This window comes from Spirosoma sp. (assembly GCF_026391055.1).
Lineage (GTDB): Bacteria > Bacteroidota > Bacteroidia > Cytophagales > Spirosomataceae > Spirosoma.
Window position 1 is genome coordinate 545,792 of sequence record NZ_JAPLET010000026.1, and the last position, 26,587, is coordinate 572,378.

At 50.2% G+C, this 26,587-nt stretch carries 15 protein-coding genes; 6 read left to right on the forward strand and 9 right to left on the reverse strand.

Annotated elements, in window-relative coordinates; translation table 11 throughout:
* Positions 1-86 precede the first annotated feature (86 nt).
* Positions 87-2,345 (reverse strand): PAS domain-containing protein, encoded by a 2,259-nt coding sequence (locus NT073_RS25750; RefSeq protein WP_297379386.1) that lies wholly within the window; start codon positions 2,343-2,345, stop codon positions 87-89.
* 623 nt (positions 2,346-2,968) lie between these two features.
* Between NT073_RS25750 and NT073_RS25755 the strand changes: the two genes are divergently transcribed.
* Positions 2,969-6,055, forward strand: a complete 3,087-nt coding sequence (locus tag NT073_RS25755; RefSeq protein ID WP_366107825.1) for a carboxypeptidase regulatory-like domain-containing protein — start codon at positions 2,969-2,971, stop codon at positions 6,053-6,055.
* 159 nt (positions 6,056-6,214) lie between these two features.
* Here the strand turns inward: NT073_RS25755 and NT073_RS25760 are convergent, their stop codons facing one another.
* From NT073_RS25760 to NT073_RS25780, 5 genes are all read right to left on the reverse strand, one after another.
* Positions 6,215-8,554 (reverse strand): hypothetical protein, encoded by a 2,340-nt coding sequence (locus tag NT073_RS25760; RefSeq protein WP_297379391.1) that lies wholly within the window; start codon positions 8,552-8,554, stop codon positions 6,215-6,217.
* 64 nt (positions 8,555-8,618) lie between these two features.
* A complete protein-coding gene (locus tag NT073_RS25765; protein ID WP_297379392.1) occupies positions 8,619-9,362 on the reverse strand; it encodes a hypothetical protein in 744 nt (247 codons plus the stop codon).
* 81 nt (positions 9,363-9,443) lie between these two features.
* A complete protein-coding gene (locus tag NT073_RS25770) occupies positions 9,444-10,184 on the reverse strand; it encodes a hypothetical protein (protein ID WP_297379394.1) in 741 nt (246 codons plus the stop codon).
* A gap of 20 nt (positions 10,185-10,204) precedes the next feature.
* Positions 10,205-12,283 (reverse strand): patatin-like phospholipase family protein, encoded by a 2,079-nt coding sequence (locus NT073_RS25775; RefSeq protein ID WP_297379396.1) that lies wholly within the window; start codon positions 12,281-12,283, stop codon positions 10,205-10,207.
* A gap of 286 nt (positions 12,284-12,569) precedes the next feature.
* Positions 12,570-13,553, reverse strand: a complete 984-nt coding sequence (locus NT073_RS25780) for a ThuA domain-containing protein (protein ID WP_297379398.1) — start codon at positions 13,551-13,553, stop codon at positions 12,570-12,572.
* Positions 13,554-13,725: 172 nt separating this feature from the next.
* Between NT073_RS25780 and NT073_RS25785 the strand changes: the two genes are divergently transcribed.
* Entirely contained in the window at positions 13,726-14,733 is a 1,008-nt protein-coding gene (locus NT073_RS25785) for a hypothetical protein (RefSeq protein WP_297379399.1), read from the forward strand.
* 40 nt (positions 14,734-14,773) lie between these two features.
* Here the strand turns inward: NT073_RS25785 and NT073_RS25790 are convergent, their stop codons facing one another.
* Both NT073_RS25790 and NT073_RS25795 read right to left on the reverse strand, forming a co-directional pair.
* Positions 14,774-20,545, reverse strand: a complete 5,772-nt coding sequence (locus NT073_RS25790; RefSeq protein WP_297379401.1) for a CHAT domain-containing protein — start codon at positions 20,543-20,545, stop codon at positions 14,774-14,776.
* A gap of 3 nt (positions 20,546-20,548) precedes the next feature.
* A complete protein-coding gene (locus NT073_RS25795; protein WP_297379403.1) occupies positions 20,549-21,247 on the reverse strand; it encodes a hypothetical protein in 699 nt (232 codons plus the stop codon).
* A gap of 390 nt (positions 21,248-21,637) precedes the next feature.
* Here NT073_RS25795 and NT073_RS25800 point away from each other — a divergent pair, with 390 nt between their 5' ends.
* Both NT073_RS25800 and NT073_RS25805 read left to right on the forward strand, forming a co-directional pair.
* Positions 21,638-22,204, forward strand: coding sequence for an N-acetylmuramidase family protein (locus tag NT073_RS25800; protein ID WP_297379405.1), 567 nt, complete (start codon positions 21,638-21,640; stop codon positions 22,202-22,204).
* A 56-nt stretch (positions 22,205-22,260) separates the two neighbouring features.
* Complete coding sequence (locus NT073_RS25805) at positions 22,261-22,512, forward strand: hypothetical protein (protein WP_297379407.1); 252 nt, start codon at positions 22,261-22,263, stop codon at positions 22,510-22,512.
* A 39-nt stretch (positions 22,513-22,551) separates the two neighbouring features.
* On the opposite strand, the gene NT073_RS25810 is transcribed toward NT073_RS25805, so the two are convergent.
* On the reverse strand, positions 22,552-24,120 hold the full coding sequence (locus NT073_RS25810; protein ID WP_297379409.1) for a sulfatase: 1,569 nt from the start codon (positions 24,118-24,120) through the stop codon (positions 22,552-22,554).
* A gap of 150 nt (positions 24,121-24,270) precedes the next feature.
* On the opposite strand from NT073_RS25810, the gene NT073_RS25815 reads away from it, so the two are divergent.
* Both NT073_RS25815 and NT073_RS25820 read left to right on the forward strand, forming a co-directional pair.
* The gene (locus NT073_RS25815; protein ID WP_297379411.1) at positions 24,271-25,896 is read left to right on the forward strand and encodes a hypothetical protein; all 1,626 of its coding nucleotides are present in this window, start codon (positions 24,271-24,273) and stop codon (positions 25,894-25,896) included.
* Between the two features lie 53 nt (positions 25,897-25,949).
* Positions 25,950-26,555: a hypothetical protein gene (locus tag NT073_RS25820; protein ID WP_297379413.1), complete on the forward strand. Its 606-nt coding sequence runs from the start codon at positions 25,950-25,952 to the stop codon at positions 26,553-26,555.
* Positions 26,556-26,587: the final 32 nt, after the last annotated feature.

Genomic DNA, 26,587 nt, shown 5'->3' on the forward strand with positions numbered 1-26,587 from the left:
TTCCTACGGTGCCCTGGCAAATAAACCTTCGTGAAGTAAATCGGCACAGCCCCGCACATAACAAAGCGCGGAGGGGATGCCCTACATCAGCCAGCCAATACACTGAAATTAATCGGCAGGGTCATCGTAAACGTGCTTCCTTTATGCTCCTGACTCTGAACGCCCAGATGGCCGCTCAGGTGTTCAACAAACTGACGGGCAATGGCCAGACCTAAGCCCGTACCACGAATAGCTCCGGCATTACTGGCCCGGAAGAAAGCCTGAAACAGATTACTCTGCTCAGAAAGAGGAATGCCAATCCCCTGGTCAATCACGTGCACGACCACCTTAGACGGCTTAAACTCGATCCGCAGGGTGGGCGGATCAGTAGTTGAAAATTTAAACGCATTTGCCAGCAAATTAATCAGCACATGCTCTACCAGCCGGGGGTCCGAATAAAGCTGACAGGCAGTACCCTCAACCAGAAAGTGGGCTCTGCGTTGATCCTGCCGACGGCTGAAATGAGTGCTGAGCAACTCTTCACAAAGGGCAGCCAGATCAAACCAGCGGGCGTTAACGCGGATGTTGCCGGATTCCAGTGCACTCGCTGATAGAAAGTCACTCAACAGGTCGGTAACTTTCTCGATTTCCTGTTCAATTACGCGCAGGTGTTTACTGATTGGTAAGGGAGCCGTGGCTGAAGCCAGGTGATAATTGATAAGTTCGAGGCTGGATTGCATCGTGGCCAGGGGCGTGCGAAACTCATGGGATACCGTCGCCACAAACTGCGACTTGAGCTGACTCAGTTCCTGCGTTCGTAGCAGGGCCTGCTGAAGCACCAACTCTTTTTCTTTCTGGCTGCTGATATCCGTAACCACACCCAAGTGCCTAATAATGTGACCAGCGGCATCCCGAACAATAAAGCTACGAACCGAAACCCAGCACCTCGACCCATCGGGTCGTTCCAGCTGATAATCCATCTGCCTTTCTTTACCCGCCCGATAGTCCTGAATAAAGGCCTGCATCGCCGGTTTGTCCTCCGCGACGATCCCGTCAATGAATGACATCGGGTCTTCGTAAATACTTTCACAACTTCGCTGCCAGACCCGCTCATAGGCCGGGTTAATGTAAAGCAACTCAAACGGCTGGGCCGAGTGAATCCAGAAAACCTCATCAACATGGTCGGCAATTTGGCGAAACCGTTGCTCACTATCCCGCAGTGCGGCATCTGCCAGCATACGCGGGGTTATATCCCAGGCTACCCCGATAAGACGACGCGGGCGGCCATCAGGATACCGAAAGATTCGGCCGCTTGTTTCTATCCAGCGGATTGTCCCGTCCGGCCAGTGAATTCGGTAAATTGCCTTCAGCCGGTCATCAGTACCGGCCAGTTCAAACTGTCTCTTTGTCAGGAAATCGGCCCGATCGTCGGGATGAATCGTTTGCAGGTAGTCGGCATAGGACCTTTTATGTTTCGAGGTGGGCAGCTCGTGAATTTCACACAACCGGTCATCCCAGATAATTTCATTTTTTTCCAGGTTGTTCTCCCAGATGCCCTGCCCTGCCGCCTGAGTGGCCAGTTGAAGCCGCTCATGGAGGGCGCGAAGCTGCTCCTGCGCCTGTTCCCGCTCCGTAATATCGCGAGCCGATCCATACACCACCTCATCAATACCAATGGCGTTCCACTCAAAAATCCGGTAAGTACCATCTTTTCTACGCAGGCGATTGACCTGATTGCGCACCGGATGATGCAGGATATTTCGCAGTAGATTCTCATAAACCCACGATTGCTCATCGGGGTGAATCAGGTTTAAAAAAGGTATTTGCTTCAGTTCATCGGGGGAGTAGCCCAAGGTTTGGTAAAAGGCGTGATTGACTTCAAAAAACTTCCCCTGACTGTTGCTGATGCTGTGCATATCCAGCGCTCCGTCAAAGAAGGTCTTCAGTTCCCGATTCTTCTGTTGTAAGTAGTCTTCTACCGTTTTCAGAACGATAACATCCGTAGCATCGCCATTATCCGGAATGGGTGGGATTTCTTCGAGCAGCTCGACCAGATACCGTCCCGGCAAGGGAGTAACGGTCACCTTGCCTAGTTTCCCACTGGCCAGCTGATAATGCAGGCAACCAACCAGGTCCGCTTCCAGGGTCTGCCACAGTGGTTCCAGCAGCAGCGAGGAAGGCATACCCAGCCAGGACGAAAAGCAGACTTCGGTGACCGAAAGGGACGCTAAGGAAGCTGTCTCCAGCCATAAATCCACGAGTTTCCCTTGAGCATCCCGGAGGGGTAAAAAAAGAAAAACGGGACGTTTACCGGGCGACTCCTGGGTAAAGCCCGTTAGTTGAACTGCCTGTAGATGATTATACATAAAAAAGGGAGCTTGGTGGGTCAGCCCGCGATGATCAGTGAGTAGCAACTGTAATCCACCTCCTGAACCGAGTGCATGAATAGTGAACCTGGCTTATCAGGCAATGCATGTTTTGAACAGTAGGGCGTAGCAGGGTTGTCTCAATGAGATGAGCAGCCTCCGCGTGTGCGTAAATATGGTGTTTTTTCTCGATAACATATATTTGATGTATCCATTTTTATCATATAGATAATATATTAGATCATCGTTTCAACCTACCTACACGCTGCGGGCTGAGTGACGCTGGTGGCGGCCTCGTTGCCGTCGGATGTTTGCAGAAATGGTCTTAAGAGCGAGCCAGCTTATATAAAGGCTCGCACATTACGTCGATGCTTATCAATACGACAAACATGCCATACCCACAGTATCTAACAGACTAAAATTTTGACAACCAGTATGATTATTCACACTAAGTAAATATGACTCTTGTATTATTCAACGTAAGATAACATACGCATCACATCCAGGAAATGTTGAACAGAGACCTTTGAGGGCACAAAAAACCCCGAATAATGGTCAACTTCTCAAAGATAATTTTTGCACTTTTCCTATTTTCAATTCAAATTTCAAAAGCCCAGACAAATTTGGCCGGCGTTTACGGAAAGGTAACCGATCAGGATGGCAAGCCTCTGGAAATGGCTACCGTTCAGGTTAAAAACGAATCTACCGGTTTCAAGGCCAATACGGTGTCTAACGAAAAAGGCGAGTTTCGCTTCAAGGAATTACCACTGGGAGCGCCGTACTCCATCGCGGTTCAGTTTGTTGGCATGGCAACGCAGTCGCAGACCGGCTTTTCACTTAGCCAGGGCGACCTGCTACAGGTATCCTTCAAACTGGTCGAAAACTCGCAGCAACTGGAAACGGTCGTGGTTTCCTCAACGTCCTTAACCAATAAGATCGAAAATATTGGCACGGCCACGGCCATTACGGCCAAAGACATCAATCGGCTGCCGGTAAACGGACGTAACTTCTCGACTCTGGCCGATCTTTCGCCCCTGAGTACCGGCAACAGCCTGGGTGGACAGCTGGGCTCGGCCACCAACTTCACCATTGATGGTATGGCGGCCCGGAGCACCATTGCCGGTGGGCAACCTACCGGTGCATATTCGATTACGATGGAGGCCGTTCGGGAGTTTCAGGTAGTGACTAACCAATATGACGTTACCTACGGAAACGCCGGTGGCGGTACTATCAGTACTGTAACAAAGTCGGGCACCAACAAGCTGAGCGGCAGCGCTTTCTCCTTCCTCAGAACCAGCTGGCTTTCGAGCCCATATGGACTGAATGAGCAGAAAAGAGACCTGCCTTTTAAAACAGCTCAATACGGCTTTTCGCTGGGCGGGCCCATTATTAAAGACAAGATGCACTTTTTTGTTGCCTGGGACCGTCAGGCGAGTACGCAACCACTGCTGATTGCTCCCATTCAATCGACGGCCGATGCGCTGCGCTATAACGTTACCCAGGCCACCGAAGATAAGTTTCTAAGTATCGCCCGCAGCAAATATGGCGTGGGAAATGCCCCGCAGTTTGGCCAGTTCACCCGTTTCAAAAATACACAGGCTCTGTTTGCGCGTATTGACTGGCAGCTCAATGCCAGAAACCTGCTCACGATCCGGGATAACTACATTTATGACCTGGATAACCAGTCGGATGGCGACAATACGGCCATTAACATGTATGAGGTGTACAGCACCCGCAAAAGCTCCAACAACAGCCTGATGGCTTCTCTGCGTACCACGATCAGCCCGAAAGTGACCAACGAATTGAAGCTTCAGCACTTTTGGGAGTACAATAAAATGTATGCCAATCCGCAATTGCCGGAGGCCAATATCCCAAGGGCCACCGTGGCCAATGTGGCGTCTGTAAACCCAACCGACCCTACCAAGACGTTGTTTACGAGTATTCAATTGGGCGGACAGCGCTACGGCGGTGATTACTTCAATAATAACCTGATTCAGTTGGTCGACAATTTGTACGTGAATACCAACAAATTCAACTTCACGTTTGGGGCGGGCCTGACGTTCAGCCACCAGAACTCCATTTACGGCAGCGAAACCAACGGCCGTTTCTGGTACACCGGACTAGATGCGTTTGATAATCTGGCTCCTTACCGCTTCACACGCGATGTGTATCTGAGCAACACGCCCAATGTCAAATTCAACGTGCTTATCCCCACCATCTACGCGCAGGCTCAAACGACCGTTGCGCCGGGTCTGAACGTGACGGGGGGTATCCGGGTCGATTATACTGATTATCTGACCAAACCGAATTTCAGCCAGACCGTCTTCAACACGCTGGGGCTACGAACCGACAACCGGCTGGCTACCCTTCAGGTACAGCCTCGCGTACAGGCTACCTGGGATGTTCATCAGGATGGTAGAGATATCATTCGTGTAGGGGGCGGCATTCTGGGCTCTGCTCTGAACCCTTATTCGATGATCAATAACATGCTGTTTGACGGCAGCCACATTGCCAGCATTGATGTGACCGGCAACCTGGTGCCAACGCCCAACTTCCCCGCCTATCGAGCCAATCCGGCCGCAGCACCGGGTATGGACTTGGTCAATAACCCCAATGTGCCCAAACTGTATACCATCAACATGAACGGTAAGGACGCCAAAGTGCCTACCGTTTATAAAATCAATGGGTCGTACAGCCACTTCTTTAGCTCTAATTTTCGGATGAGTATTGCGGGATATATGTCGTTTGCCCGTAATAACTACACGTACATCGACAAGAATATGGTCGATCAGCCCTACTTCACGTTGTCGCAGGAAGCCAACCGCCCCGTTTATGTACCTGCTTCGTCTATTCTAACGTCTAACGGCTCCCAGAACTGGACACTGGGCCGCAAAACGACTGAAGTAGGCCGCGTGCTGCAACTGGAAAGTCTGGGCAAAGTGAATCAGGCTGCCGTTGTTGTCGATGCCAACTACCGATATTTCAGGGATGGCGAAATTGCCGCTTCCTATACCTGGAACGATACCCGGGACAACACCTCCTATAACGGGAACGTAGCCAATACCGCAACCCTGGTTCAGTATACAGCCGGTGACCCCCGCACGCTGAATCAGATAAACTACTCCGACAATCAGTTCCGGACCAAGATTGTTGTTTATGGAAATACGCCTACTTTCTACGGATTCAACCTGGGTTTCCGCTTTTCGGGCCTGAGCGGCACGCGCTATTCGATGATTGTCAATGGCAACATCAACGGCGATTTTGTAGAAACAAACGATCTGGCCTTTGTGTATAACCCAAACAGCGCCGAAACACCACAGTACTTAAAAGATGGTATCAATGCTATTCTGAATAACCCGAACGTGGAAAAAAGTGCGAAGGACTACATCCGCAACAGCTTCGGGAAGATTGCCGAGCGCAATGGTGGCGTGAATCCATTTTATGGAACGGTAGATCTGCGGCTGACCTACAAAGTCAAAACGTTCGGCAAACAATACCTCGAACTGTCAGGCGACCTGTTTAACACGGCTAACCTGATCAATAAATCATGGGGAGTCAACCACGCGCTGGGAGCTACTACGTTGTTGTCGAGAACCGGTTTCGACCCGGCTACCAACAGCTATAAATATGCGGTGAATACCAACGCGGGTGTATCCGGCCTGAGTGGCAGCCCCTATCAGTTCCAGCTTGGTGCCCGATACGGGTTCTAAAAGCCGGGATGTACTCCATTGGAGTCGAATTGTTTTACCCACCCCTCCCCTTAGTTAAAGGGGAGGGGTATTCTATTGCTAAAGTCCCCGCTGGACATAGTCTGTGACTACGCCAAACATCACACCGACTGGTTTTATCAAACTGGAGAGTTGCCTTGGCTATCCTACTTTCCCAATCATATTCAGCACTTTCTTCTCGCCATCGACCTCATAACTGACTGTTAAGGAGCGGTTGACACCGTCGAGCAGAAAACTGTTATTGGCAAAGCTAAGCAGGTAGTGACCCAACGCACGGACGTAATGCTCCTGACCCCAAAAGCACTGCATCTGAGTGAACGACTTCTTTACCACATCTGCATAGATCAGCCCCTGATTGAAGCCGTTACTCAGCATCAGGATGCCACTCCTGAATGCGCTCCAGTCTACACGTACGTTCGGGTTTACGGCCAGTGAGCTGGTAAACAGGTCTTCGTTAGGCAGCTGACTCAGCTTGGCATCAACCTCATGAGCGGCCAGCATGTTCTCGCTGAACTCTTTCAGGCGGTCACTGGCGGCAAAACCCAGCGCGCTGCGTTCTTCGGGTTCAATGGGGTTGTTGTTCTCGGTCTTGTTGGCTTTTATAAGACAGGCTGCCCACAAAGGTCCGTAGACTTTGGCCCGTAGCGCCACATTCTTACGAACAGCAAAATCTTTCCGGTAGGCCATAGCCGCCCCCAACGAGGTTGCCATTAGGGTAGCGTTGTCAAGGGGTTTGTGCTGAATCAGAAACCCGATGTTCAAAAGTATGGCTACAAACGTATCCGGATTTAAGCTGAGATGTACCGAAGCACGTATGTTTTTGGTGTTCTTATTGGCCAGTAAGTCCTGTAACTGCTGTTGAACCGTATCGAACTGATCCTGCGGCAAAACCTGCCAAAGTATGGCCTGGTCAACGATATGGCCGATGGTTTCCTGGCTAACACTTTTGGGCTTTTTCCACTCCGACATCAGAAACAGACTGTATGTCAACTCATTGACGAGCGGCATCGGATTCTGCGAAAAGCGTTCCATTTCCGCGTTGAAGTCGACCCGCCAGTTGTTCTCACTGCCGAAAAGATTGCCGTTATAACCCCTGACGCCTTTAAAGGCAATCTGACGATTTCCCCGGCTATTTTCCCGAATCGTCTCATTGATCTGTTTGTTGTCTTTCCCCTCCAGCGTCCATTTGCCAATGCCCAGCGAGAAACCCCATGACTGCGTTCGGCTGATCGTCTGCTCGTTCAGGTAGTTCTTCAGGGTTACCCCAGGCAGCGGCTGCCCGGCTTCTTCGGCTTTCCTAAAGTCACTTAACAGTCCCGGTCCCGTACCATTTCCAAACCCGTTCAGTTTGAAGCGGATCAGGCTCGAATGGTACGTTTTGAGGGCATCTTTGGTCAATTCGGCCTGCAGGACAACTTCGGTCGTGCTAACCCGATTGTACTCGTACGCGAAACCGGCCTGAACTTTTGAGTTGGCCACTTCTTCGATGACCGTCCCCAGCTTTTCGTGCAGTGAACTGGCAAAATCGCCCACTGTTTTAATCAGGTCGCTATCCAATCCAAGGGCTTTGGCAACTTCCAGCACAATAGCCTTTTCCGAATCACTGAGGTTGTTCAGCGGATTTTTATCGAGTATGGGCTGTATCTTTCCTTTCAGCTTACCGAACAAGCCTTCCGTAACCAGTCCCAGTGCCTTTTTTACGGCGTCTTTGTCTTTAAAGGCCACCCCGATGGAAGCCGCAACGGAGCCACCAAGCTTGCTTGATGTAGCTTTATTCAGGAATACGTCGAAGGTATCACCGGCATTCCGACGAATTTGCAGCGAGAAATCGTCCTGTAGCTCAACGGTAAAATCGGCGGATACCGCTGCATTTATATCGAGGCTGAATAGCTGATTCGGGCCGAGGAGCTTCTGGAACAGCGACAGATTGCCGGTAAACAGATCGGACCAGCTTACGGCTATGGTCGTACTCAGTTTGCCAGGCATCCGAACGGACAGTATTTCGCCAGGATTCAGTTTTTCCGGATGACTGGCATTAGCCAGAAAAAGATACGGGTTAAAATCCTTCAGAATCGACTCCTGAAGTTTGGCGTTCGGGTCTTTATGGACTCGATAACTGGTAAAAATAAGGCTTTTTTCGCCCGTTATATCAAACCCGGCCGACCCGAGGTCGAAACCCGCAGCAGCTTTCAGGTCGCTCCTGACCGAATATTTGAGCCAGGCCTGCGCCGGATCGAACTGGATAGAATTTTCGGCGGCAGTGCCAATCAGCTTATCGTCATCCACATCGTCGGGAGAATTAAAGAGCTGGATGGAAAAACTACCCGAAGCGCCAAACGCAAAGGAAATACCGTCAAGTTCAATGGGCTTATCAACGGCAGCATTGAGCAAATCTGATTTAGTAAAGTCCTTGTCGGACAGAGATTTGCCTACCAGTAACTTCGTCACTTCATCCAGGTTCACTATGTTGATCTCATTCATGGCTTATGGATTTATACGATTGTGAAACGCTGAGCGGTTCGGGATACTACTTGTTTTGATAACATTAAACCGAAGGCATTCTGAATTCATCCGGGAATGCCTGTTGTACCATATCTTCTACCTGCAGGAGCATTTCCGGTATGTTGGCCATGTCGACCGAAATGCCTAATTCATTCAGCGCCTGACGCGATCGCTTACCGATATTCCCGTCAAGATTCCCGATTACTTTACCGAGCCGAATAAGACCCGACTGAATAGCTGCCTGTCGCGTATCACCAAAATCATCGACTTGTATACCGACAGACAGAATAGCACTGGCAGCCGCAGCTTTGTAAGGTTTGAAGTTAGTTCCATTGCCCTGTTCGTAATAGTCATAAACGAGCTGATGGCTACCCCGACAGTCGAAGTGCCAGGCTTCCGACATACTGGCTTTGGGCTGACTGATAATAGGAACTACACCATGCCCGGCCGCAATTTTCCAGAAGTCGGCGAGGGGTATTTTAAGCGCGCTCAAATCCAGGTCGAAACCCCGCCCGGCTTCATGAAAGCTGCCGCCGGGCGGGGGGCTAAACGCCTTTTTCTTCCCGGAAACAAAATCATTATGCGACTGCGACTGCATGTCGTAGCTGCGAAACAGGTCGCTTAAAATAAGTTTGCCCCCTTTTTGGGCAAGTTCAACGGCGATGTTAAAAATAGCCGTGTGGGTATCGGGTGTGCATTTTGCCATACGTATAGGCAACGGCAGGCGGTCCCCCAGCTTATTCGTGTAAACGGAAATAATGTCGATGGCTAATAAAGGAGATTTCATGGTCGTGTTATGGTGAGAAAATAAGTATCGTTAGGGCAAAATCGGCAAAAAACGAGCAGGAAAATCCGCCCAAGAAGTTACTTACGACGTAGGTATTGGTCGATGCCGACCAAAACGGTATACCAGTGTTTTTCCGATGACATACAGGGCAAAGGCTCCAAAGGCCAGAAGTACAAGTCCAGTAAAGTGCGCTGCCTGATCGATACCCTCCCTGTCTGACAGCCGCTCTTCCAGGGCGAGTAAGCCGAAGAGAAAGACTATCAGAAAGAATACAGCCAGCCCTTTGGACCAGCTATCCCCTTTCCACAAAAAAGGAGCGATCAACACCATGAGTAATCCCGTCAACTCCCATTTTACCCAGGTAAACACAGAGAGCCTCGGCAGCTCAGGCTGGAAGGTGTCCATGGTGTTTTGCTCCACCTTAGCCAGGATGCCAAGCAACTGTATGTTCTCCAATACGTCGAACAGGCCAACCGCCACAGCCAGAACTAACACAAACCGATTCGGAACAGTAGGATCAGCCTGAATGGCCTTCCAGCTGAACAGAAACGTGAATAGGGTATAAAACAGGATGAACAAAAAATCAAGCCTGGTGAGGAAACGCATCTTATCGACGAAGGCTATACGCGGCTTTTGCGGGGCATCTGTAAACAAAGCCCGAATATCAGCGGGAGTTCGGGCTAGTTCGAAGCGTATAACGGGTTGGGAATCCTTGGCTGCGTCGGCTGGTAGCACATCACGCTGGTACAACATCGTACACATAGCTACCAGGAGGACCAGCAAAGCGAACACAGCTGGTAACGAGTAGGCAGATGACGGCATGGTTTGAAAAGTTTAGTTACTTACGAATTAGACGACTGGGGATGATCCATCCCCCGCTTTATTTTGATTTTTTCGATAAGTTTTTCCACACTCTCCAGATCCTCGGCAATGCGTATTTCAGCGGCAAGAACCCCAAGGTTAAGCGCTTCCTGCTTAGCCTTGAACAGCTCCCAGTTAAAGCCAAATAGAAAAGCCGCAGCAGCCTGAGCACCCCGCTTAAACAGGTCGATTTGCTGATCAGGGGGTAAATTAAAATTCAGCCAGTTAATATCCCTCACATCAATACAGGCGAGGCAGTCTCCAAATTGCGGATGCGTTATCAGGAAATCTTTATCATAATTGGCCCGCATGGTATTAATGATCGACGAGATAATGCCCCCCAGCGACTGGGTCGATCGGGAGTCTTCAGAATCACTATCCTGAAGTCTTGCGCCAAAGGTTGGCAGCCTTGGCGTTGTTGCTCTGGTTGGGTTGAATACGTTGATCGGAAAATTAGAGAGTGACCCACCATCCACAAATACAGCTTCTTTAATTTCGTTACCCTCATAGCTCAGGTACTGTAGCCACTCTTTGGCTCTCAACGACCGTTTCGGAATGTTTTTCTCCCGATAAGCTTCAAAGAAAAAGGGAATCGACATAGATGCCCGAACAAACTTGGCGGGCAGGGTATGGTCTTTATCATGGTAGAATAACCGCCACATCTTCGGAAAGATGATCTTGTTTTCGGTCACGATTTCGGTAGTGATCAGGGCCAGGGGCGGCTCATCTTCATCGGGCTTATAGGTATCCAGACCTGTCAGGACATGCTCTTTTGGATCTGAGAGTTTGTATTTTGTTTTGTATCCTTCTCCTTCGAATTTATACTCCAGTTTAGGGATGATCATTAACTTTTCTTCCAGGTCCCGTAGCGTACTTATCCCATTTTTATGATTAATAATGGATACCTTTCCACCAGGGTAAAGATCAATCTCCGTATTAACGTCGCCATTCTTCATAAGATCGGCAATCCACTCTTCAAAAGCATCGCCGGGGTTAATACCAAACTTACTCTCCCTGAATCGAGTGAATAAGAACAGCGTAATACTTCCCAGGAGCAGCGAAAAAAAGACGAGCAGCGAGATCCCGGCCTCCGACAGGTATTGGTAAGGGGTTATCATCCCGGTGTAAGTCTTTACCAACGGGTACTGCCAGAGAGCTATCTGAATGCGAAAAACCTGATTAAGAATACCATCGAACAGAATAACTCCGAGAATTAAACAGACGACGTATTGAATAAACTGGAGATACCGGCCTGTGGTAGCCAGAAAGACAGAATAAACCAGTAGTAAGGCAATGGGAAGCAAGGCCAGAATGATCTGGTACTTACAATCCAAATCGTTTGGAACAATCGTTAAGCCCCAAGCACAAAGCAATACGAACAGAGCCGCTGAAAGAGCCCCTAAAAAGAACCGACTTTTCAGGTACTCCGCTACAGTACCGTTGCTGATGAATCCGCGTTTAAAAATTACCAGCGCTACCAGATAAGACGTAACCAGACCTCCCAATAAGCCCTGTATGCTCTGGTCTTCCCATAAAAGCATACTACTGAACACAATTAAAACTAAGGCGCTGATAAGGGTAAACAGAGCTGACTTAACTAAACACTGAAAGTAGTTTTTGTAGTTGATGGTATTTTTGAGCAGCCACTTGGCAATTGGATGCCCATCTACAAAGTCGAACAGATTCTTTTGAGTCAGGTAATACAGTATAATGGGCGACTTTTTCACCTTAGTATCTTCAGGACGAACGACCGCCATCAAAGCAGCATTGATAGCCCCCGCACTAGTACCGGCTAGTTTGAGAAAACGGATACCCATACTTTCCAGTACGTAGGTATACCCCAGCAAGGCGATTCCCAGCACTCCGCCCCCCTCCTGCACCAGGTTGACATACTGATGTCCCTCTGTATCAAATACATCCGAAACGCGTACGGTCATACTGCCACTCTCATTACCGGGTTTGTTGGCTAAATCCTTACGCAGTCCCTCAACAATGCGTTCGCCTGTTTCCAGCATAGATTTTAGCAAATTCTCTTTGGCTAGCTTTTCCTCTTTGTTCATTTATACCCTTGCAATCGACCTAGAAGATGGCTCAATTGTCAAAAGCAAATTAACCAGCCATACAGACCGCATAAAACGGGGAAATCACCCTTTTTGTCGTGGTGTCGGATAACGCCACGACATAGTCACAGACTATGCCGATCAGTCGTTCTACCTTTTGGCAGTGCCCGGTGAACCCGTGATTGAGCGAATAGAAATGAACAACAAAAACCCGGGGCTTTGGCTCGTCTGCTGAAACAGATTAGCCAAAGCCCCGGGTTGTAAACTTCCCTGCCGAATAGCTCTTTTACTCCACGAAACTGCGTTTGCTGGTGGCACTTTCGGTCGGAAAATCGGCCGGTATCGGGATATCGACTTTACCCGTGGCGGCCCACTGCGCCCCCCGTTGCAAACAGGTAATGAAACCCACACATTCGACTGAGTAATCGACATGGCCCAGGGGTGTATGGAAAATACGCCCTTTCCCGTAGTTGATGGTCATCAACATAGGTTCGTTGCGGTCGGTGCCGCGGTTCTCTTTCGACGAGAAGGCCGTTGCCAGTACGGTCATATTCTCGGCAGGGCCCCGCAGCCGATCATACATTTCATCTTTAGTGTGCATCCAGGTTAGCGGCATACCTTTCGTGATGGGATGTTTGGTATCCCTAACGGTAATCTGAAACTCATTCTGCGCCCCGTGCGAACCGGCTCGACCTGGCTGTGGGTCCCGGATAAGTTTGCCCTCTTTGTCGTAATACACGAACGGACCATCTTTTTCGGTACGGTCGCCCCAGCCACCCAGACCAATCATTTTGTTGTAAGCAGGCCACATGGGAAACGAGTTGTCGGCGGCATGAACAACGACCAGACCACCCCCGTTTTTCATGAATTTCTCAAAGTCGGCCTGTGTTTCGTCAGACCAGGGAGCCGCATTCCATCCAAAATTACATACTACGAGGTCGTATTTGGAAAAGTCGGGGTGAAAGCTGGAATCAGCTTTCGATTTCGGGAGGTCTACGGTGCTGCCAACGCCCGGAATCTTATATTTATTGACTAAATCGCCCCCGTTCCAGGTATAGTACGACCGCTTTACGTCGACCGAAAACTTACCCGTTTCTTCCAGGTAGCGCTTCATCATAAACGTAATTTTGGGCCATTGGTCATGGTTGTTCTGTCCATCCACGATCAGCGTTCGAATGACTTTGGCATTTCCTTTTTTAGTTGATTGAGCAAGACCGTTCTCTGCAGAAAAAGCCAGAAACAGCAGCACCAGTACGTATATTGGTTTCATGAAAAATTTTGTTTGACTGGAATGCGTCATAATAAATTGTACGAACCACCAGCATGCAGGCATGAGCAGACGACAAAGTTTAAAACAATTAACCGGGCAAATCTACTTTAACGATAGCACCTCCGTAGCAGATTGTGGCTCATAATACCCTCTATACTTAGTTTTGTCCCGTATGAAACTCCAGCAAGAGAATACGCAAGCTCAACACATTGAACGAGAAATTTCCATTATCGACTCACTACTGCGAAACGAAGCATTTACGCTGGCAGTAGCCGAGTCGCAACGTGCGGCTTACTACACGGGGCTCGGCGAAACGGCTCCCTCTTTTCTGCTGCCTGGAGAAGACACGGCGAACGTGCCGGTAAGCCGGAGAGTCGAAAAAATAGCCACTAATCTGGCTGGGTTTTACGCGCTGGAATGTGGCCTTGGCGCGTTGTCTGCCAAAAGCGGCCGAAAGCCCACCGACATACTACGGTCTATTGTCGCTAATCAGGCCGTCTCGTCTGAGGTACTGCTTCTCAACCGGTTTGCCAACACCACATGGAAAACCGGACAGCCGTTTCGCGGGCTGGAACGCATCAAACGACCAACCTTTAGAACGGCCAGTCTACTACCACCCGATGCGGTCAGGAAAGATTACGACCAGATTAAGGCCGCATCCGGTACGCTACTGACCGCCATGCAGGATGTCCTGAACGAGTCTCTGAAATTTCAGATGGAAACATTAAGAAGGCTACTGCACGATGAGTTGTTTGCCATCCGGATGGCCACCGCCCAGAACGCGGCTTATTATACCGCTCAGCAGAAACCGGCACCCCCTTTTCTTACGCCCGAAGAAGAGAAAACAACAGTCATGAAGCCGGTTAAAGACCAGAAGATTGCAACGAACGCAGCCGGTTTTTACGCGCTGGAGTGCGGCCTCAACTACCTGGTCACCACGCAGCAAAAGCTCCCTTCCGATGTGTTGAACGCTATCGTCAGCGACTCGATCGGGCGGGAAGACAGCGAGTTGCTATGCCGGTTTGCCAACGCCACCTGGAAAGCCAGTCAACCCTTCCGGGGGCTAAGGCGTATCACCCGTGATACCTTTACCCCTTTCTACTTCCTCAGCGAAGCCGATATCGACAAAGACTGGAGACAGGTAAAAGCGGCCGCCGGAACGGTGCTGGCAGTGTTATAGATCGTTCATCAGCGGGTTCGTCATCAACTGATAGTGGCTGTCAAAGCACGCCTTCCAGCACCATTCGCATTCGTTTAACCACCTCCAGACCGTCTTTTGCCTGCTCAGGAATCCCCATTTTCAGAGCATTCTCCAGAAAGTCCAGGTGCTCAATTTCTGCCTGGTGCTGCCCTTGGCTACCAATGTAACCCCAGCCAGACATATAACTGGCCACTATTGCATCGTCACTTACGCTCGTATCGCCAAGTAGCCGTTGGCACAGGAGAATGGTTGGTTCGGCGATCCAGTCCCAATAGTCTTTTTCGTCTCCTTCTTTTTTGTCGATTGCCGCTAATTCCGTCTTCAGGAACTCCTTCGCTTTCTCTTTTTTGACTAGCCCCCCCTCCCCCCAGGTATGGACGTTAGCGAGAACCAATGCATTTTCGATGGAAAGCCAGTTGATAAGCGGGTAAAATCTCGTTTTGTTACCCAGTATCAGGTATGATTTTTTGTACAGATTGGCCGAGCAGGTATACGCATTTTGCTTATCGGGTTGATCACTAATTAGGGCCAGACGTTTGTAGGTACTCGCCAGGATGTTTACCCGTTCTGCCGTTTCGCCGAAGCGAATCAGATTCTGCATATCCTGAAGAACTTCGCTGATCGCTTTGGTGGCTTCATCAGTGGCCGTCTTTAGGACCTCGGCACTTACGCCTGTACCTACCCCTTTCACTTTTTTTATGGCTTGCGCATGATACTTGGCTTTGGTGTTGCAGAATTTTTCCGTGGCCGAAAAGGAAAAGGAGGCCTTTTCTTCCTTCCATAATTTTTCAAACAGGGTTATTGCCTGATCGTACAAATTCAGCCCGCTGAACAGGAGCGCCTGTAGTTCAATGATCCGGCCGCTGCTCAGGCTTTCCCTGATGAGGGCTTTATCAATGGCGTCCATTGTCTGCTTAACCTCTTCAATATCATAGCCCCCGCTTTCGACCCGGTTGAGTAAGTTGCTCAATTCTATTTCGGCTTCCTGCGGAATAATAAAGTTATAGGCCGGCTTTGCTGTCCGAAAATTTGTCGAGAGTCGATAAAAGGGATCGCCATAGGCCTGGTAGGAACCCCATGTGTTATTGCGCGCCCCATGCTTTTCGAAGACCAGCTTCCGCGCCTTCTTGGTAGCTTCCCCGAAGCTGTACCCCTCGAACAGGCTCTGATAAAATACTTCGGCGAAGTCGAGGGCTGCCGTATCGTTTACCGCCCAACCGGCCACAACAACAGCTTTGACCCCAATTTCAATCAACTGCGTGCCAATGTTGGCTGCCAGCTTTAATCGGTTGTTGTTGGCTAGTTCTGCCGCCCCGTCAAACTGACCCAAAAAGCAGCAGTTCACAAAAACCAACTCGGGCACATTGCTCATCTGCTTAATGTATGCCGGGGTTAGGTAGGCATCTTTGCCAATCAGCATACCGGTTGGTGCTTTCGGGTCAGGGTTAAATACGCCATGCCCTGCCAGGTGTACGATTCGGTAATTTCGGCTGAACAGCTCCAGCAAAATCGTTGAGGCCGACTTCCCCATCAAGGGGGTCACCTGAAACTCGTGCGTCTCCAGCAGATCGGCGACTTTCTTTCCCTCTTCAAGTGCGGCCTTTAGTTGAATAGCCGGATTGCCCAGATCAGGATCGCCAATAACAATGGCGGTAGGTTCAAGAACGGGCGTGATGGTGGCACGGGCATTGCTGGTGGCCAGTTGCCGGACCATCCCGGCATTCACACTCAGCGGGCTGGCATTACCCGTACTATCCTGCAACAGCTCCCAGGGGAAAGCGGCCGTGTAGCTGTCCAATATCCAGTTGATGTTGCTTTGCCGCTTAACCTGCTCTTTAAAGTCGTTGGGAATCATCAACTCGAAAACGGCTTTTGCTAATCCCGGCGACCATGTATCATGGCGGGATAAATCTTCCAGCATGCCAGTAAGCGTATCATTGATTGTTGCCAGTGACTGTTTTTCAACCCGGGCCGCATCAGTCGAAATCTCGAACTGCAGATTACGTTGTGGCGTAAGCTGGCCAAACGCATCTTTTTCACTGCTTACATTGATGCGCGTCCACCATTCTGTCGTGTCATCTACAGGCAACCGCTCCCGCAAACCGGTTAGTTCTTTTATCTTATTACTATTTCTGAATATGTTGAGCGATCGGCTTTCGTCCTTTTCAATCGCACTGATGGCCTTTATACAGGTTAAGGCTTTGTCTTTATAAAGCTCAACAAATTCAATTTCCTCGATGAGCTTAGGGGAGTCATAAATCTGCAGAACCTTCGCATTTGCATTCTGCACACCCTGTATGATGGCCCTTACGGAGTTCTCTATACGCAGCCCACCGTAGCCCGAGCCAATAATCAGCATTGAAATACCGACCCGTTCGGGGGTAGCCTCCCTGCCGGTCAGGTTATCGGGTTTACTGTTTATGTTTACCAGATATTTGGATGTACCCTGTTCCACTGTGCTGGTCAGCATGTGCTCTGTTAGAAGCCCCTGTTTTCCCAGCCCTACAATTATTGCCCCCCTAAATCCTCTGGTGCTGCCTGAAGCTACCTGTTCACTGGTGCCAATAGGGCCCGGATAAAGGCCTAGCCGGTGCCTGCGGCTTAACTCGCCACCTAAATGCCAGTTAACGGCTTTCTCGGCCGAAATGATACCGTCGCGATCAAAGTGACCGATCATCAGCGGGTGCATCGCGTATTTCAAATCGCCATTACTGACCGAAACCGTTATAGGAACATCGCTGGTTCCGAACTGGTCGTTGGTACCCAGGCCCATCAGTGCCTTCTCAACGCCGGTAGACGAGAGGTCAAAATTAACGATAGTCTTCGCTTTAAACTCCCGCTCAAGACTACGGACTGCCGGCCGAATCCGTTTCAGCTGCGAGGTTATGCCCGTATCCAGCAGTTCACGGATGGCGCCAAACAACCGGGGCTCATTCGCCAGTTCGCCATGCGCCACGTCGGAGTAGTACACAGCATTACGCTCAACGAGCTGCTGGGGGATACCACTTGCCCAGGTTACGCTCTCGTCGCCCTCTTTCGTTGCCAGAAACGTAAGCCGGTTATGGTCCGTTGTGAACCCGCTAATGGTTTGCTGATTCCTCCGGCTCTGACCGGCGATGTAAACGGCCTGCGACAGGTCTATGGTCGGTGCTTTGTCGAGAATACCCGCCCGATAGGCACCGAACTGGGTCAGTAAAGCATCGTCGGGAATGGGCCAACTGGTATCGCCAAAGGCTGTCCGCATGCGCTCCCAGGTTTCGCGGCTGGCAAAATCATTTTCCTTGTCGGTCGTTAGCGGTAACAGACTAAGAATACCCGGAAACTGGGAAAACACCGCCAGCAGCTCCTTTTTGGAGTGGGTTACGTCGATAAAATCCAGCGTATGAATTAGAGAATCCAGCCCAAATAATACGTAAGGAATCCGGAACGAACCGCCCAGGGGCGCTCCCAGCAACAGGAGCCGGAACCCCTGAATGCCCTGCAACAACTTCCAGTTATCGGCATATCGGATAATATAGTCTCGCACCAGCACGCCCCCCATAGAATGGGCGATTAGTTTAACCGGCTGCCCCACTTGCTTCAAGTCCATCAGCTTTCGATCCAGTGCTGCGGCATTGGTGGCCATGTCGATGCGCCAGTCGAACGGAAAAACAACCACATCGTAATCCCGCGACAACGCATCGGCCAGTTTTTTGTACGCACTGCCCACGAGCCCGTCAGCTTTTACATACCTGTTGTTGTCATTATTATGCAGTAACGAGGTAAGGCCACCGCCGAGAAAGCTCAAATAATTGATCCATACCGATTTGCCGTTAACGGTCAGGGTACTGCCCATAATACCCGGCAGCAAGACCACAATTGGTTTCGTGCCCGATACCGGCGTGGGCGCTACCTTACCTCCCGGCATTACCGAGCTTATAGTCCGAATCTCCTCCTGGCTGAACGCGCGGCTGTCCAGTTTAGAAAAACCGGGTATGGGGGCATCGCCGGTGCTCCGTAAAGCCAGCAGCAACGCATTCCGGGTTCGGTCGTTTTCGAAATAACCGGAGTGGTTCACGTTAGCCCCCTGGTCGAAAAAGTACTGAACTTTAGTCTCGACCCGCCGGATGCCATTGTACATGGAGCGGGTATCCACCACAAAATCATTATCGCCCAGGAAAAACAGATTTGTGAGCGCAACCTTAATAGCCTGCCAGCGCAAACTCAGTTTGGCATCGCCCGAGATAATGAAGAGGGGCGTATCGATGAGAACGTCAGGATTTGCATTGTTGAGCATCTGGTTAAAGGGCGAACCGGGGCTCTGCACTTCCAGACCCGGCAGAATAGATACATCCTGCCGACTTTCCAGTATGGTAGCGATCAAATCCCGAACCAGGCCGAAAGCCGGAAGAATAGCCAGGCCGATGACATTGGCGATAACATTGAAAAACGTGTCGAGCCGATGAGATAACAGCGTTGTTCCACTGGCGGTAGAAGCCACCCGGATAAATTTGGCAATGGTAATATTTTTGTCTGAAATCGTAGCGTCAATTTCTTCGATCAGCCGCAGGTCGTTGTCGCGATTCTGTCGGCGCAGGTAATTTTTCTCGTTAAGGGAAAAGCCACGCTTCGACGTATCGCTCAGACAGAATCGGTTGAGTATATCGCCCACCAAACCGCCACGCGAATGGCTGATGAGGGTCAGCGTAGCCGTCTTTGGTAGTTCTTTTACCAGGTCCAGTACATTCTGCAGCGGGCTTTGAGTGATGGTTTTGTGCTGAAAAGCCAGTACCCTATTCTCGTACGTTTGGTTGATAAATGTCCATACAGGTGTGTCCTTTAACTTATCGAACGCCCCTTTCGCGGAAGACATGGTACCGTGAATGAACAGGAGGTAATTGCCCCCGTTTTGTAGTTTTATGTCCTCCAGTTCGAACTGCTCCGTAAGCCGAAACAAACCCGTTCTATTTTCCAGTTGGTGGTCTTCCAGCCGGATTGCCAAATCTCGAACCGTTTTCTCTATCTGAGGCCGACTATCTTCAACTTTTTCTCTTCTGGTAAAGATCCGAACCAGCTTGAGCGCAATTCTGGGCAGCATACCGCCACGGTTCGACTCCCCAACCGCTAACTCTGCAGGAATAACAACAGTCCTTTCCTGGCCATTCTCAATACCCCTGACCTGAGTCGACGTACCGGGGAAAATGTCATCAATAGTCGTTAAATCGCCAATCCACACAGTGTCGGTTTCTGCATCTGCCTCGCTACCGCTGACTTTCCTGAAGGTAAACTCGATGACTTTTGGGTGGCCAGCCTCATCAACCACTGGTACTACATGGCGTGGGGTATTGCCAGCGCGCGTGGCGGGCCGTACCGTATAGACAGCGTCGAGGGTTAAGGTTTCGCTTTCGTCCGAATCAAAGCTTTCGTCCAAGTCGCCCTGCAAGACAATTGACTGGATCAAAAAATTGGAGGCAGACTTTACAGCGCCGGACTCGGTTTGCTTTGGGGGCGCATTTACGGTAAGAGGAGCGTCATTTACGTCTATATTGATTTTAGCGTTTTCAGTGGTCCCGTCTTTCAGTCTGATTTCGACGTTGGCTGTAAAACCAGCAAAGCAAACATCCGAAAGTCTGAACCGCGACTCGGAGTCATATATTATTCGTACTGGATGTTCAAGAAACGGGATTTCATAAACTACCGAATCAATCTTGTTAAGGGCTGCTTTACCAGCCTCAACCCAAACAGACCATTCCCAGGAATCGTCAGCAGTTCGTTTTGTCTTTTGCTGTAATTTATAAATAGAAGTGGCCATAACTTATCGTTTGATGAGTTGATAGTGGATAAGTGTTTCCAAGGCTAGTGAGCTTTTATCAACCTTGTTTTCGAGCGTTATATAAATAAGCGATTGCAGAGAGTCTGGTATATTTTTTATTTTCGCCACTATGCTCCCATCCGGGGCTTTGTAAGGGATGGATTCAAATACCGGCGTTTTTTCCCCATCTACAGAAAAATAGTACATACACCTCCATTCATGTATTCTACTTGAGAAGGTGTTGTAAGCTGGCCCTTTCTTATCAAATAGAACTACTATTTTACTCATCATTTGCTTTTGCCAACCGCCCACCAACTTGGCCAGCTCAACCAAAAGTTTATCTTTCCTTTTGATATCAAACTCTATACGCTGCCGATCGAAAACCATACCATCCTGCGACTCTACGGCTTTATCCCTAATTTCAACAGCTGGAATATTGGTTGGTATAGTAGCAACAAGCTCTTCAATACACCAACGGTGCGTGGAGAAGGTATTACTTGACTTCATTGCATTTCTCTTGGTTAAAAATGCGATTACGGCGTCAGAATTATTAATCCGTTCCAATACGGATTTAGGTACATTTTTCCCAAATAACTCCTTACCGGTATCTACTTTAAAGCCGTAAGACTCAATTAGCGGGAATACCATTTCCTCTATCCATTTATCGTCTTCATTATAGCCGTAGCCAACGAAAATTTTCATAAACAGTCCGTTTTTCAGTACACCGTATTAATGAAAGAAATAGCCTATCGGGAAAGTTTTTTTCCTTTCGTGGCTCGACAACTACATTGTAGCTGATATCCAGGTCTCAGTACTGCCAAATCCGTCAACCTGCCAGCACCGCACGTTCAAAAACACTTTTTTTGTCAAGTGAAATAGAAAAGTTCGAAACAGCTTTCGGGCGAGATACCTGATAAATAAGCAAATAAGCGGCCATTATATAATGGGGACTTAATGCGCCATTTAGCTAACGGTAGATTTTACCGAAAACACCTGCGCTTCGTTGATTCTGTCCGACGACCGGTAAATAAAGCAACCAACTACACTGACCGCCAACGAATTACTTTAGCCGCTCTAAATCTCTTTTCAGCCATGCCAACAAGTCTAACTCTTGCTGATTACCAACAGGCGGCAAAAAGTCTGCGCACTGAAGTTGCCGTAATTAAGACCGTAACCGAGGTTGAGTCAGGGGGACAGGGCTTCCTGACGAATGGCCGCGTTGTTATTCGCTTTGAGCCGCACCTGTTTCACCGGTATACTCAGGGACAGTTCGACGCATCACATCCGCAGATAAGCTTCAAAAACCTGCGGGTGGGCTACCCAACCGGTGTGCTGCATAGCTGGCAATTGTATGACGAAGCCAAAGCGCTCAACCTCCAGGCCGCGCGCATGGCCACTTCGTTTGGTTTGTTCCAGATTCTTGGCTCCAACTGGCCCGACTGTGGCTGTAAGTCGTTGTCTGAGTTTATCACCCGCATGTGCAAATCGGAGGCCGATCAGCTCAATTTATTCTGTAACCTGATCACCAACTGGGGGCTGGATGATGAATTGCGCGAGCACCAGTGGGCACGGTTTGCGCGCATGTATAATGGCAAGAATTTTAAATTGATGAAATACGATATCAAACTCAGCAACGCCTATAAGAAATTCAGCAGCTAAGCTGATTCACCCCATTCGATAATCGGGTGGCCTGCACGGTAGCTTACCCGTACTATATGCGACTCACGTGCCGTTTCAGCTTAGGGAGTGCTCACTCGCTCTGGCTTATCCGGAAGCACTACATACACATAAAGCAACTACTGATTTTTCTGGTATTTCTGACGATGCTGCCAACGGCCTGTACCCGCCAGTCGACCCTATACAATACCGCGTCCCGTCACGACAACGATCTTCACAAAAGCTGGTACAAAAACGGGAAAGGCATGCCGCCTGGCCAGGCAAAAAAGATGGGGCGATACAGGTGGTAGACGACCTACAGCACTGACACCGCTTTCCACCGACATCCGTTACTGTTTGGGCGCTGCCAGTGCATCCTCCGGCCATGGCACAGGCTGCCCGGTTCGCCTGAAGGTGGGCATCTGCGCGTCCCAACGTTGTAATTGACGCGTCAGCAGCGTAGCCAGATCGTGTACCTTTTCTGGATATTGCCCGGCCAGATCTCGCTGCTCGCCAATATCGTTCCGCAGATTATACAACTCAAGAACGCTGGTTCGGTGGTCGTAGACAAGCTTCCAGTCACCCTGCCTCAGGGCACTGGCCCACGATATAAGGGGGGCTTCGGCAGCAACCCAGCGGTTCGGGTGGTGCCACACGAACACCCGCGACGAATCGCGTAATGCCGGGTTTTTTAACAGAGGCACAAACGAACGGCCATCGATTGGCTGATGAAGTGCATGCTTTTGCCCACCGGCAATCTCCAGCATTGAAGGAAAGAAATCTTCAATAATAACGGGCTGTTCTGTCAGGCTGCCCGCTTTCACAACACCGGGCCAGCGCACCAGCATCGGCTCCCGAATGCCACCTTCATAGACCGACCCCTTGCCCACCCGTAAGGGCAAATTATGCGTATGCGCCTTTCCGCCCCGCAGCGGGCTCATGCTCAACCCACCATTATCTGACATGAAGATAATAACTGTGTTGCCAGTCAGTTTTCGCTCGTCGAGGAAAGCCAGCACATCGCCCAGGCTCTTGTCCATCCCTTCAACCAGCGATGCATACCGGGCTTCGGTGGTGTCCAGTCCCGCTTTCAGGTAACGGTCGACAAAGCGTTTGTCGGCCATAATAGGCGTGTGTACGGCATAGTGGCTCAAGTGCAGAAAAAAAGGCTGTTTCTTCTGCACTGGTACAGTGAGTGCTTTCAGGGCTTCGTGGGTGAGGGCATCAGTCAGAAATACATCCTGGCCGTGCCAGGCGTCCAAACCGGGCACCGCGTTTCGATTCGGCTTTCCATTAACGGGGTGATCGTAGTTTTCCTGCCCTAAATAACTGGCGGGATGGCCTATTTCACTCCCGGCGATATTGACCATGAACCCCAGATTTTCAGGATTAGAACCGGGAGTTCCGAGGGGGCCGAAATGCGCCTTTCCGGCATGAATTGTATAATAGTTCTGCTGACGAAGCAACACAGGCAGGGGCGTTGCCTGAACGGTTCGTTCCACACCCGCCACCGGGCTCAATCCGTTGATAGTCCAGTCTACCGGATTTAACAGCGTGTCGGGATAATCGGTACTGGTATTTTTGTTGGGAGACGTCCAGTTTGTTACACGGTGATGGGCCGCGTTCAGGCCGGTCATCAGGCTCACCCGCGTGGGTGTACACAAGGGCGTGGCATAGGCATTGGTAAACTTCATTCCTTCTTTGGCCAGCCGTTCCATATTTGGCGTACGATAGCGCCGGTTCAGATCCGTAAGCTGCTTCCAGAAGGGTACGGACGTATCCTGCCAGCCCATATCGTCGACCAGAAAAATAATGATGTTCGGGGGCGGCTTGGGCGCGGCAACACTACTGAACAAAACAAAAACCAATCCAACGGCGAGCCAGTGTTTTACACGGCCCGGATTACGTCCATTCCTCATTTTAGTTACTCATTGGTGTTGCTGGCCCTACCGGGTGATACCGGGGAAAGCACGCGGTAACCAATCACTACTTTGGTATAGGCCCAACTTTTCGGACGTATGAGTAGGCAACTGGCAGTTACCGGATTTTAGGTAAGAAATGAGCCACTTATGACACAGCGCCGTACCAACTGCTTTCTCGTCGTTTTTTGCCTGACACTGCTGCTGGCGAATCTGGCAGGTGCCCAATCGTCAGGTTTGCTTTTTGAGCAGGCCTCCCTCAATGGGCGTCTGGCCAACAGCGGCTTCCGGCGGTGTGCGCTCTACCTTAACGGTTGGTTGGCTGAAGCCGATTCCGGCACGGGCCTCATTCCACGCAACCTGACCGACAGCCGTCATTTCTGGAATGCCTACGATGCAGCCGCCGACAATTATCCTTTCATGGTCATGACGGCTTCGCTGCTGCGCCCCGACCTGTTTAGGGGGACGATGCAAACCATGTTACAAACCGAGCAACGCCTGACTTCGCGAATTGGCCGTCTGCCCGACACCTATTCATTCACAAAAAAAGGGTTTCTGAAAGAGCCTGTCGATAGCAGTCAGGTTATTTTCGGGAGCGCCGAATACATGAAAGACGGCCTTGTGCCGCTTACGGAATGGCTGGGGCCGAACACGCCCTGGTTCCGGCGGATGGAAGGTATACTGGACGACCTGCTTCCTGTGGTTTCCTTCCCAATTCATTTAACAGGAAATTTTTACGGCAACAGCGCCGACGTAGAAGTAAACGGCGATTTGCTTCAAGTCCTCAACCGCATGTACTGGATTACGCGCAAACAGAAATACCTGGATGTGGCCGTTGCGCTGGGCGATCAATATCTGAACGACAAACGGTTGCTCACTCAGGCATCGACCAGGCTGCGCATGCGCGACCACGGCTGCGAAATTATTGCCGGACTATCAGAAGTGTACGCGACCATGCACCTCCTGAACCCGGCAAAAAAGAAACAATGGCAGCCCTACATGACTGAGCTGCTCGACCTCATTCTCACCAAAGGCCGCAATGCCGACGGGCTGTTTTACAATGAAATAAACCCCTCGACAGGTAAAATACTGGACCCGGCGCTGGCCGACACATGGGGCTACCTGCTCAATGCCTGCTACACGGTTTATCTCACCGACGGACGTGCTGACTACCGGGATGCAGTAATCAAGGCGCTCCAATCGCTCAATCAAAACTACCGCAACTACGCCTGGGAGGGTCAAAGCAGTGATGGCTATGCCGACTCCATAGAAGGCGCGCTGAACTTGATTCTCCGCGAAAAAAGTCATTCTGCCGCCCAGTGGATCGACAGCGAAATGCAGGTTATGTGGGCGAAGCAGAAACCGTCGGGCATTATCGAAGGCTGGCACGGCGACGGTAATTTTGCCCGCACAACCCTGATGTACTGCCTTTGGAAAACGGCCGGAACCTGGCTTTCCGACTGGCAGGAATCCGTTACTATCGGGGCCGTGCCAACCGAAACAGACCTGTATATCAGCGTAGAGACTGCCGAAGCGTGGTCGGGTAGCCTTCGTTTTTCACCCGCCTTTCACCGGGATTTTATGCGTTTACCGATCAACTACCCACGAATCAACCAGTTTCAGGAGTGGTATCCAGTTGACGGCAGAAAGACCTACACAATTACCAATACAAAAACACAGAAAACCGTTACGGTTAAAGGTTGGGCTTTATTGAATGGCTACCCGATTCGACTGACTAAAGGTGAGGCCATGCACTTGCTCGTTTGTGAACGATGATTGTTCAAACATGATTTAGACAACATTTATACCCCCTAAATGCTTTTAAGGGTATGGATACCGAAACTAAACCCAACACCGACCTATCCCTTACTGATTCTAACGGGCGCGAACTGCTTCAATCGTCACTGTCGGACTATGTTGCCTTTCTTCGGCGGCAACCAGCGGTGTGCGGCACACCCGAGCAACAGGAAACCCTCATTAAGCACGTTGCTCAGGGGCATGAGTTAATTAAACTCGTTGCTGCCGAACGGCTCAAGATTACCCGCCAGCTCGACAAACAGAAACACGACTGGATGGAGATAGAAAAGGAGATGACAGCACCGATTCTGGCCGCGATGCAACCACTTAAGGATGCCGTAGAGCACTATAATCGGGAAGTATTACGGGTACGTGAACATCAACAGGCACAGGCCGCCAACCAAACACCCATCACCCATTCCGGCGAGACGACCTGGTTAATGCCCGATGTCGCCCTGGTAGCAAAGCCCAAAGGGGTGCAGATGAAATGGACGTACAACATTGTCGACCCAAACCAGGTGCCCAACGGCTACTGGATTATTGACGAGGGAGCCATTAAAGCCGATATTGCCAATGGTGTCCGTGACATCCCCGGTGTACGTATTTATGAAGAAGCCATTACAACGTTCCGAAAATAATCGGTGTAGGGCAGTGTGTTAAAACGACATAT